The sequence below is a fragment of the Vibrio sp. 1F169 genome, assembly GCF_041439605.1.
In the GTDB taxonomy this organism is placed as follows: Bacteria; Pseudomonadota; Gammaproteobacteria; order Enterobacterales; family Vibrionaceae; genus Vibrio; species Vibrio tasmaniensis_A.
Window position 1 is genome coordinate 1 of the sequence record NZ_JBGOOI010000178.1, and the last position, 1,243, is coordinate 1,243.

A 1,243-nucleotide genomic window follows, 5' to 3' on the forward strand; every position below is an offset into this window, starting at 1 on the left:
TGATCCGCACCAGAAGTTTTGGACACTGAGTTAAGTGAGTACAATCACTAACGAGGTGAACAATGACAACTAAGAAAACACGAATTAAACATGCTCCTGAATTTAAAGCCGAAGCGCTTAAGTTAGCAGAGAAAGTCGGTGTCGCTGCCGCCGCACGACAGCTTTCACTATATGAATCTCAAATTTATGGGTGGCGTAAAGCCGTCAAAAAAGATGCGAAAATCAGCGATAGAGAAAGAGAACTCGCCACTGAAAATGCCAAGCTCAAGCGATTATTAGCAGAGCAAGCTGAAGAGCTAGATATCGTAAAAAAGGCCGCCACCTACTTCGCGAAAAATCTAAAATAGATTGCTATGAGTTTATGCTCGAACACCTGATGCAATATAGGATTATCCGTATGGCTAAGGTGTTTGGGGTTTCTCGAAGTGGGTTTTATTATTGGATTGATAATCGCCATAAAGTCACTCAACGCAACGAGCACCGCAAGCAGCTTGATAACAAAGTTCGAGAAGTCTTTGATGATAAAAAGGAACGCGACGGTGCAAGGCGCATTCAAAAAGAACTTGAGGCAAATGGTAATAAGCACGATGTAAAAACCATTGCCGCGAGCATGAAGCGCCAGAGCTTAGTCGCGAAGACCGCCCGTAAGTTCAAATGTACGACAGACAGTAAGCATAGACTTCCTGTAGCCCCGAATTTGCTTGAGCAAGACTTTAATGCGACAGCACCAAACCAAAAATGGGCTGGAGATATCACTTATCTAGCGACAAGCGAAGGCTGGATGTATTTAGCCGTTGTTATCGACTTGTACTCACGGCAAGTAGTTGGTTGGTCAATGAGTACCAGAATGACCGCAACTCTGGTCTGTGATGCGCTATCAATGGCATTGTTCCGCAGAGGTATGCCAGAAGAAGTGATTATCCATAGTGATAGAGGTAGCCAATATTGTTCAAAAGACTACCGCGACTTAATCGCAGCTCATAATCTAAAGCAAAGTATGAGTAGGAAGGGAAATTGCTGGGACAACGCTTGTGTTGAAAGCTTTTTCCACTCAATGAAAGTAGAAGCCGTCCAATACGAGCCGATAATGACCCGAGAAGAGATGCGTCAAGCACTCTTTGAATACATCGAAGTTGATTATAATCGAACAAGAAGGCACAGTGCTCTTGGGTATCTAAGCCCAGTTAACTTTGAAAAACAATATGTCGCTTAATGCGGTGTCCAGTCTTACTGGAGCAGATCA

At 43.7% G+C, this 1,243-nt stretch carries 1 protein-coding gene; it reads left to right on the forward strand.

Features of this window, described 5'->3' with window-relative positions:
- The first annotated feature begins 62 nt into the window (after positions 1-62).
- Positions 63-1,213, forward strand: a protein-coding gene (locus ACED53_RS23450; RefSeq protein ID WP_102579792.1) for an IS3 family transposase whose coding sequence is annotated in 2 segments (ribosomal slippage) — positions 63-306 and positions 306-1,213 — 1,152 coding nt in all. Because the reading frame shifts where the segments join, the coding sequence is not laid out codon by codon here.
- Positions 1,214-1,243: the final 30 nt, after the last annotated feature.